Here is a 9,532-nt window from a genome sequence, read left to right as displayed (position 1 = left end):
AGGGGTTCAGAATTTTTTAATTCCGAACCCCTTTTGTCTACAAACTGAGAGACACTAAAAGAGTCTCTTTTTTTTTGCCTTGTTTTCATGGGGCAAGTCAGTTTAATAATATAAGAATTTTTTATACCATGGAAAATAGGTTGGATTTAGCCTTGTTAATTCAAGATGTTTTTTTTGATAGGCGATTTGTAATGGTATCTTCTTGTGGTGAAGTTTGCCGTATATAAAAGGCAAGTATGAATGCAACTATGGTCAAACCTGTTGCTATCATGAATGCATCATCCACTCCCATTACGCTGCCTTGTTTAATGGCCATCGCCATTTGTGATGTATTATCCGGTGATATGTTCCTTTGAGATAAGATTTCCTGAACATGTTTCGTTCCTTGGTTTGTCATGATGGACACAAAGAATGCCATGCCAACAGCACCTGCCACCATTCTCAATGTATTGACCATTGCTGTGCCGTATTTATTTAGGCTAAGTGCCAATTCGTTTAATCCGGCTGTGAAGATAGGCATCATCAGTATCGACATTCCGAACATTCTAATGGTATATACCCACACCACATAAGAATAGGACGTATCTGTTTGAAGCCGCGTTAAAAGATAGGTTGTAATGATAGTGATGGCAAGTCCGCTCACCGCAAGCCATCTTGCACCAAATCGATCAAACAGCTTACCTGTGATAGGGGACATGATCCCCATTAAAATCCCGCCAGGCAATAGCATGAGACCGGATTCCATCGGAGTGAACCCACGGATATTCTGCATATAGATTGGCATGATGATCATTCCAGAGAACATACCCATGGTTGCGATGATGTTGATGATTGTCGTTAAAGTGAACATCCGATACCGAAAAATTCTAAATTCCAAAATAGGATGAGAGACAGTAAATTGCCTCCAGACAAATAAAACTAAACTGATTCCTCCAACAAGGAACATCGTCAGTACTTCGGGACTGCCCCAGCCCTTGGTACCGCCAGTAGCAAATCCATATAGAACCCCGCCAAATCCGATTGTGGATAGAATTACACCCAGTTTATCTAGTTTAGGTCGGCTGGTTTTCCCTACCTTTTTAATGATGAAAATGGCAAAGATGAAGTCAAGCAGGGCAAATGGGAAAATGATAAAAAACAGAACCCGCCAAGAATAGTTTTGGATAATCCATCCTGATAGTGTAGGTCCTACAGCTGGGGCAAAATTCATCGCGATACCAAATATACCCATTGCGAAACCGCGTCTGTTAGGCGGAAATAAAGTGAAAATCACATTTGTGATCAACGGGAACAAAATCCCCGCCCCTGCTGCTTGAACCACACGTCCGATCAATAAGACGGAGAAGCTGGGGGCAATTCCGCATAAAAAAGTTCCTAAGGCGAAGAGTCCCATCGAAGCTAGATATAATTGTCTTGTATTGAATCGTTCCATTAAGAAAGCGGTAATCGGGATGACAATCCCATTGACCAATAAGAAGATAATAGTCAGCCAATTCGCTGTTGCAGCTGATATGTCAAAATGAGTCATTAATTGAGGCAATGCGATATTGATTAAAGTCTGATTTAAGAAAGCGACTAGAGCACCAGCCAGCATCACCGCAAACATGGGACCTGTACGGATTTTAGTGATGGCTGTTTTGTCGTGATTCTTTATTATGGCACGTCCTTTCCGCTAGGATAGTACAAATTGTACTGCCTGCTATTTTTAAAAGTTTAGAAACTAATTCGTCTCACGAAGTATTAGTGTAAACCCACCTATATTTTCCGGTAAAATACAGCATAGATTCACCTCAATTACGGCTTTTTTGAGGTGTTTATTCTTTATTAACCACTCACTTACAATATTTCAGGATACATTATCTCTTGGAAATCCCCCAGGTTAACATCCATTCTACAGGTATATCATATTTCAAACAATAATCACCCATATAATACTTACAATGTACCAGAGAAATTTGTGCACTAGGTATAATACTTTAACATTCTACCATTCGCATTCACTAAAAAATAGTTAATTAATGTGGAACGATAAAATCACGACTTTTCCGTATTTTGCGAATAATTATTTTTTAAATATTCAAAATAATTATTGCAATCAATGTATTGGTTAATTATAATACAAAGCATAACAAATCAAAGTCATTATGAGGGGGTGAAATAATTGAATATTGCAGGGATGAATATAACATTTAGGCATTTCCCTTTTCATTATTTTTTGGATTGCATGGACAACCTTGGGATTAATAGCATTGAGTTATGGGGTGGGGAGCCACATTTGTATGTTTATCGAAACATATTAGGAAATATTAGGAGTTTGAGAAGGGAAATTAAGTCTAGAAATATGAAAATCATTTGCTATACTCCAGAACAATGTATCTATCCTTATAACATTGCATCCTCGGATGCTCATTGGCGAAAAAAAAGCATGGAGTATTTTATGGAAAATCTTTATGCCGCGCTGGAGTTAGACACAAACATGATGCTTATCACTTCTGGAATAGGGGACTTTTCTGTCTCACAAGAGGAATCATGGAAATATGCCAGTGACTCAATCTTTCAATTAACCAAAGTAGCTGAGATGGAAGGTTTGATTCTTGTTTTAGAGCCATTGACAAAGTACGAATCCAATCTTGTAATCGACTCAAAAGGGCTAAAGAAAATGTTAGAGGAAATCCAATCTACTTCATTAAAAGGAATGATAGATACGGTTTCCATGCATCTGGCAGGTGAAACACCTGATGAGTACTATTCCTTCCTTCCCGAATTAGGCCATTTTCACCTAATGGACGGAGATGGTCAATCAGATGCACATTTGGCACTGGATGATGGGGGTTTAAATTGGAGGGAATATTTAACAAGCCTTCAAAGCCATCGTTACAAAGGAAGTTGTACTTTAGAGATTATGGGATCAAATTATTATCAAAATCCAAGCGATGCAATCAAGAAATCAATTGAAAAAGTTAGGGAATTGGGAATTTAATCATCTAATTTGGAGGAACTCTTTATGAGTAATGGCACACTTACACGAAAACTGGGTTTTTGGTCTGCTCTGGCTATTGCTGTTGGAACTACAATAGGGTCGGGTATTTTTGTCTCATCCGGTGATGTTGCAAAGGCTGCGGGTACTCCTTCCATTTCCATTCTAGCCTGGATAATAGGCGGGGTGATTGCCATTCCGCAAGTAATGGTGCTGGCGGAGTTATCGACAGCATACCCCCAAAATGGAAGCGGTTACGTTTATTTAAATAAAGCTGGGTGGAGGCCTCTGGCATTTTTATATGGATGGGCCACTTTCTGGGCGTTGGATCCTCCATCCATATCGATTATGGCTTTAGCGATCGTTTCTTATTTAGCAACCTTTTTCCCATTTTTCTCTGGGGTCGCCGGGAAATTATTGGGTATTGCGATCATCCTGCTCATCACATCGATTCATTATCGAAGTGTGAAGGAAGGAGGTCTTTTCCAAGTCATTATCACGGCTATCAAGATCATTCCTTTCCTGATTGTCATTGTCTTGGGAATTATGTACATGAACCCTGATAACTTTGCTTATACACCAGGACCAGGTGCCCAAAAGTCAAGTTTAATAGGTGGTGTATCCGCAACCACATGGGCATATACGGGAATGGCTGCGATTTGTTTCATGGCTGGGGAGTTCAAAAATCCAGGGAAAATACTTCCACGAGCTCTTATTAGTTCGGTATTCATCGTGTTGGCTTTATATACACTGTTAGCCGTTTGTGTCATCGGTTTGATGCCGTTTAATGAATTAATCAACTCCAATGCGGCTGTTTCTGAAGCTGTAAAATATATTCCGGGATTATCTGATATTGCATCATCATTCGTGGCCATTACGGCGATTATTGTTATCTTGGGTTCGCTGAGTTCTTGCATAATGTTTCAGCCCCGCCTTGAGTACGCAATGGCAAAGGACGGACTATTCTTTCAACGTTTTGCAAGAGTTCATCCTAAATATGAAACTCCAAGTTTCTCTATCATCGTTCAGGTTACGTATGCATGTATTCTTGTGTGCTTCAGTAATTTAACTGTGTTACTTGGCTATTTCACACTGATTCAATTGGTAATTAACATCCTGGACTTTGCCGCTGTTTATAAATGCCGTAAAAGGGATGATTATAATCCAATCTATCGTATGCCAATGTGGAGGTTAACGACGGTTTTAGCTATTCTTGGAGCATCATGGCTGGCCTGGGGAACATTTACTTGGGCGCCTATTCAAGGAGTGATTGCAGCGCTGATCGTTATCGTAACAGGTCTGCCGGTATACTATTATTGGGAAAGGAAATATGGATCAAAGAAAAATAACGACAGCGATATCGTGGCTTAGCAGAATGATAAGGGAAGTTAGGCCTTCTTTTGATAAACCAAAAAAATTTTAAAATAAAACAATTGTGCAAATTATTATGTTTAGATATAATACAAGACATAACAAATAAACAGGTATAAGGGAGGAAGCTGTTAATGCTAAAGTTTGATGAGGAGTTATTTCTAAATCTTGTAGAAAAAGAGGGCCTTGCTTTTAGAGGCCAGATTGAAGAAATCGTAGATGGAATCACAAAAAGGGGCTACAGCAATATTTTCCTTATCGGTGCTGGCGGCACCATAGCCATGATGTATCCATATGAATACATTTTAAAATCAAATTCTACCATCGATGTCCATGCAGAAATTGCTGCTGAGTTCATAGTGATGAATCATAAGCATTTCAGCAAAGATTCAGTCTGCATTTTTACATCTGTATCCGGGACTACTCAAGAAACAGTTGCAGCGGCTGAATATTGTAAAGAAAAAGGCGCCACTACAATCGCTTTAGTTGCAGAGCCAAATACTCCATTAACACAAATTGCGGATTACTGTATAACGACTGGTTCTGAAACGCACTCTTTTGATACTTTCTTTATGCTTTTGTACATGGTCGTCTTCCGTTTCATGCATAACAACAATGAATTCCCGCAATATGAACAATTCACGAAGGAGGTTTCTCTACTTCCGCGTGCAATTCTAGATGCCGTTAAATCTTTTGACAAAAAAGCAGAGGAATTTGCCATTACACATAAAGACACGGATTACCACATGATGGTCGGTTCTGGTAACCTATGGGGAAACACTTATTCATATGCCATGTGCATTTTAGAGGAAATGCAATGGATCCAAGCGAAATCCATCCACGCTGCAGAGTTTTTCCATGGTACGCTTGAACTTGTTGTTGAAGATACAAGTGTTATTTTACTAAAAGGGGAAGATGAAACTAGACCGCTGATGGACCGTGTAGAGAGATTTGTAGAAAAAATCTCAAAAAATATAACGGTTATTGATACCAAAAGCTTTGAAATGGAAGGCATCAGCGAAGAATTCAGAAAGCACTTTTCAGTTAGCATCAACTGGTCAGTATTAAGTCGAATCAGCGTATACCTTGAGCGTGAGAGAAATCATCCATTAACACTTAGAAGATACTATCGCCAAATGGAATATTAAGATAAGTGGAGCACTACTTAGTAGTGCTCTTAAGTTTAAAGAAAGCGGGGGAAAATGATGAGAACGGTTACAGTCGGAGATAACTGTATGGATGTTTATCAAAAGAGCGGGGAGGTCTATCCTGGCGGTAATCCTTTAAATGTGGCTGTCTATTTAAGAGGGTTAGGTGCTGACTCTGCTTATATCGGCTGGGTGGGCTCCGATCAAAACAGTGAAAAAATGGTTAAAGCGATACAGGAAAAAGGTGTTGATATTTCTCATCTTTCGCGGAAAGAAGGAAAAACAGCTGTTACTTTTGTTGAAATGGTAGGAAATGACCGCAGGTTTGGAGAATACGATGAAGGTGTCATGAAACATTTCCGCTTAACGACGGAAGAGCTCCATTACATTCAAACATACCAGCTCATACATTCAGGGATTTGGGGACATGCGGATAAGTATTATTCCTTATTTAAAGAAAATGGAATGCTCACGTCTTTTGATTTCTCAGATCAGCTAGATCACGATCTAGTGAAGACTTTACCGAAGTTTGTTGATTATCCTTTTTTCTCTTATACGAAGGATGATGCTTTTATCCGCCAATTTTTAAAGGATGTAAAAAATCAAGGATCTAAAATTGCGGTCGCCACTTTAGGTGAAAATGGTTCACTTGCCTATGACGGCATTCAATTTTATCAATGCGGTGCCGTTGAAGCGAATGTGGTGGATACAATGGGTGCGGGGGATTCCTTCATTTCCGGTTTTATTTATGGATTATTGAAAGGCCAACCTATCGAAAATTGCTTAGAATTGGGTACAGAGTCTGCTGCGAAAACCATTAGCTATTTCGGTGCGTGGTGACTGGGACTGTAAATCATGTATAATAGGTAGTAAATAATAAATTTTGACGGATAAGGATGAATCTAATATGAATTTAAATCCTTCAACCCCCCAGCCACTATATATGCAAATAAGGCAAATGTTGAAGAATGATATTCAGAACGGTAAATACAAACCAGATGAACAAATCCCAACCGAAGCAGAGCTTTGTGAAACTTATAACGTTAGCCGCATCACCATACGAAAAGCAATCGAGGAATTGGTGAAGGAAGGAACACTGACACGTATTCCGCGCAGGGGTACCTTTGTTGCATCTAATAAGTTTCATAATGAGTTGTTATCCATAAGTGGATTCTCAGAGTTTAGTCATCAGCTTGGGAAGATACCGAATTCCCGGATTTTAAGAAGTGAGGTCATAGCCGCACCAAAAGATGTTGCAGGTCATCTCCTCATTGAAGAAGGAAGCCCCGTTCTCGAACTAGAGCGACTCATGTATGTAGATGAGCGTCCGCTTTTCTACGATACCGCTCATTATTCGTTACTTCGTTTTCCGGATTTGGAAAAGAAGATTGCAAGGGATGAATCAACTTATAAGATCCTATTGGAAGATTACCATACCGAAATAGTCAGTAACGATAAAATTATAGACGTGATTGGTGCTACAAAAATCCATGCTAAATATTTAGAATGCGATATTGGCGCAAATTTATTTAGAATAGTGAAGATTGCTTTCGATGCAAACGACCAGCCTGTGCACCTCTCAACGTTCATGTGTGAAACCAACAAGGTCAATCTGACTGTTCATCGGGCAAAATAGGTCATGCCATTAATTTGGCATGACCTATTTAAACATCTAGTTTTGATTTTCCTCCTCCAAACTTTCTTCTTTGATCATCGCATTTAAAATATCCTTACAATTAAAACATAAGATATTCTTGTTATCTAAAAGAATACCGTTCAGAAAACCAGCCGTACAATACACATCATGTGCACAGCGAACACAAGAACCAACTAGTTCTTCCATCGATACATCCCCCTATTCAGGAAATGGTATATAGTTTGGTGTTCTATTTTGTATAAAGGTAAAGGCCAAAATCTTGCATAACGGAAGTGTGCCCCATTTGCCGTAACATGGTAGCTATATTGCCACGATGATATGATCCGTGAGTGACAACGTGTAATACAGATTCGGAAATGGTAGTTTCAAGCGACCCAGCATATGGGTTATCCACAACCATTACCTTTTCCATATCCACTGTACTCAGAAGTGCTTTGTTTCTTTCGTACAAGTCCATAAATGTTTTTTTCATTTCCTCAATACTTTTCTTTTCCACCTCTTCTTTTAATTCACTAGAAGATGCCATTGCTTCATCCATACTTTTACCAGAGATAATATCAAACCACGCGTAATCTGTGAGATAAATGTGAGACAACACTTTTGATACCGACGAAAAACCACTCTGAATTTCCTTATGGTAAACGTGTTCTGGAAGTTCATTTAACCGATCGATGATGACTCCATTTGCCCATGCGTGATAGTTATACATTTCTAATACTGGCTCGGGGTGATTCATTAAAAAACCTCCATATACACTAGTTTTTTCGGATTGGACAATTTATGCAGTAAGAACAAAGTATTCAGGATTATTCAATGCAGTATATTCATTAATATGCTGTTCTATAATTTATATAACAATTCCTCCTTATGATTCTACGGGTATATGTGCTCCTTAAATGTAATACATATAAAATAAGAGGTTTTGAGATAATACGAACTACGAACATTCAGGTCATAAAATGAATAATAGTGGAGCATCACATATAGGCATTTTTTCTTGCAGGAAAATAGCTCCCTATATCGAACTGATAGTAAAGGAGATGGTAATATGAATCTGAGGATCAAATATAGGCTTTATATCCATGTAGACGGAAAACTTATTCCAGAACAGTATGACCGATACGAGATACTAAACGTCAGAGAAGGTATAGATCCAAATGATACTAAGGATTACCAAGAGCTTACTAAAAAATTGAGTAAGTCGATTAATCGACCTTTAAATGAATTTGAAATAAAAAACTATGAAACAATGTAAGTGCATCCCCTCTGGAGGGAAACGAATATTTCATTTTCGAATTTTTTCTCCTTCATTACAACGGAATTTTTAATGTTTAAAAGTGTAATTAAATAAGAGAACCATTTATAACCTGTAGCTTGCTAAATGATCCTCCTCCTTATATTAATAAATGTAAAAATATAAGGAGAGAGGAGATTTATGATCATGCGCATATCCATTAGGTAAAAAGTGGGTATGGATAATCAAGCAAAACCTTTCTAACCTTTACCAGTAGATTTCTGCGCGCCGTCGGAAGAGTCTTTAAAACGAATTATCTGGGTGTATAACTAGAATCTTATAAAAGTTTATTAAAATCCATTTTTCATTATTTAATGATAAATGGATTTTTTGTTTTTTTTGGAAATATAAACAAAATGATTTTTGAACCGTGAATCGGCTATCTGGATCCAACAAAAAGTACAAACTAATACCGATGTTGCCAAAGGATTAGTTTGTTTTGACCAGTGACGAATCTCTTAAGGAATAATAAAAAATCACTCGGAAATTAGAAGATGTACCTTTAGCGTATATGCCTGGGAATGCAACCCGTATTCGTGTGAAAGCAGCTGGTGATTTAGCCCAGTCTGAAATGAATGAAATGGTGTAGTCTAGGCAGGGGGGAAGGAGCTTTTCATTGTGCAGAGGAAGCTTCCCTTTAGTTAAATAAGTGGAAAAAGAAAAGCGCTAAGGATAGTGAATTGACGAATTATTGTACGAAAGTTAATGGGATTTCTACAAGAAAAGGTAAAAAAGTGCTTCCTCAGCTAATGCACTAGGTATAGTGCTCGGCACAGTAATTGGGCTTTTGTAAGGATTCAGAACATATGAAATAAACGGTGATGGTTGTATTTGTTGTGGCTGTTATAATTCATAGTCTCGACATGGCTTTGAAGATTAAAGACTTTTATATTGTAATTGTCAGTTTAGTAGTGTGCGCTATAATTGGGGAATGGATGAGGCATAAAAACTCCGCCCAGAACAATTATTATATAGCCACATTGATAATTCTATCTGTTTAATAAGTTCTATGTAAAACTCTCTTGTATCAAGAGAGTTTCAGTTTGTAGACAAAAGGGGTTCGGAATTAAAAAATTCTGAACCCC

The 9,532-nt window shown here is 38.2% G+C and carries 9 protein-coding genes; 6 read left to right on the top strand and 3 right to left on the bottom strand.

Annotated features, from left to right (window positions below; all coding sequences use genetic code 11):
* Positions 1-160: 160 nt before the first annotated feature.
* On the bottom strand, positions 161-1,606 hold the full coding sequence (locus ADA55_RS02335; RefSeq protein ID WP_048678502.1) for a DHA2 family efflux MFS transporter permease subunit: 1,446 nt from the start codon (positions 1,604-1,606) through the stop codon (positions 161-163).
* A 555-nt stretch (positions 1,607-2,161) separates the two neighbouring features.
* Here ADA55_RS02335 and ADA55_RS02330 point away from each other — a divergent pair.
* From ADA55_RS02330 to ADA55_RS02310, 5 genes are all read left to right on the top strand, one after another.
* Positions 2,162-2,980: a TIM barrel protein gene (locus ADA55_RS02330; RefSeq protein ID WP_048678499.1), complete on the top strand. Its 819-nt coding sequence runs from the start codon at positions 2,162-2,164 to the stop codon at positions 2,978-2,980.
* A 24-nt stretch (positions 2,981-3,004) separates the two neighbouring features.
* Positions 3,005-4,348 carry an amino acid permease gene (locus ADA55_RS02325; RefSeq protein ID WP_048678497.1) on the top strand — a complete coding sequence of 448 codons (1,344 nt, stop codon included), beginning with the start codon at positions 3,005-3,007 and terminating at the stop codon, positions 4,346-4,348.
* 134 nt (positions 4,349-4,482) lie between these two features.
* Complete coding sequence (locus tag ADA55_RS02320; protein ID WP_048678495.1) at positions 4,483-5,496, top strand: SIS domain-containing protein; 1,014 nt, start codon at positions 4,483-4,485, stop codon at positions 5,494-5,496.
* A gap of 57 nt (positions 5,497-5,553) precedes the next feature.
* Positions 5,554-6,336 carry a fructoselysine 6-kinase gene (gene frlD / locus ADA55_RS02315; protein ID WP_048678493.1) on the top strand — a complete coding sequence of 261 codons (783 nt, stop codon included), beginning with the start codon at positions 5,554-5,556 and terminating at the stop codon, positions 6,334-6,336.
* Between the two features lie 67 nt (positions 6,337-6,403).
* Positions 6,404-7,132, top strand: a complete 729-nt coding sequence (locus ADA55_RS02310; protein ID WP_048678490.1) for a GntR family transcriptional regulator — start codon at positions 6,404-6,406, stop codon at positions 7,130-7,132.
* 36 nt (positions 7,133-7,168) lie between these two features.
* Here the strand turns inward: ADA55_RS02310 and ADA55_RS29955 are convergent, their stop codons facing one another.
* Positions 7,169-7,339, bottom strand: coding sequence for a hypothetical protein (locus ADA55_RS29955; protein ID WP_176702845.1), 171 nt, complete (start codon positions 7,337-7,339; stop codon positions 7,169-7,171).
* A 43-nt stretch (positions 7,340-7,382) separates the two neighbouring features.
* Entirely contained in the window at positions 7,383-7,889 is a 507-nt protein-coding gene (locus tag ADA55_RS02305) for a DinB family protein (protein WP_048678488.1), read from the bottom strand.
* Positions 7,890-8,201: 312 nt separating this feature from the next.
* Here ADA55_RS02305 and ADA55_RS02300 point away from each other — a divergent pair, with 312 nt between their 5' ends.
* Complete coding sequence (locus ADA55_RS02300) at positions 8,202-8,408, top strand: hypothetical protein (RefSeq protein WP_048678486.1); 207 nt, start codon at positions 8,202-8,204, stop codon at positions 8,406-8,408.
* Positions 8,409-9,532 lie beyond the last annotated feature (1,124 nt).

It is taken from the genome of Bacillus sp. 220_BSPC, assembly GCF_001054655.1.
In the GTDB taxonomy this organism is placed as follows: domain Bacteria; phylum Bacillota; class Bacilli; order Bacillales; family DSM-1321; genus Peribacillus; species Peribacillus frigoritolerans.
This window is presented reverse-complemented; position numbering and strand designations above follow the sequence as displayed.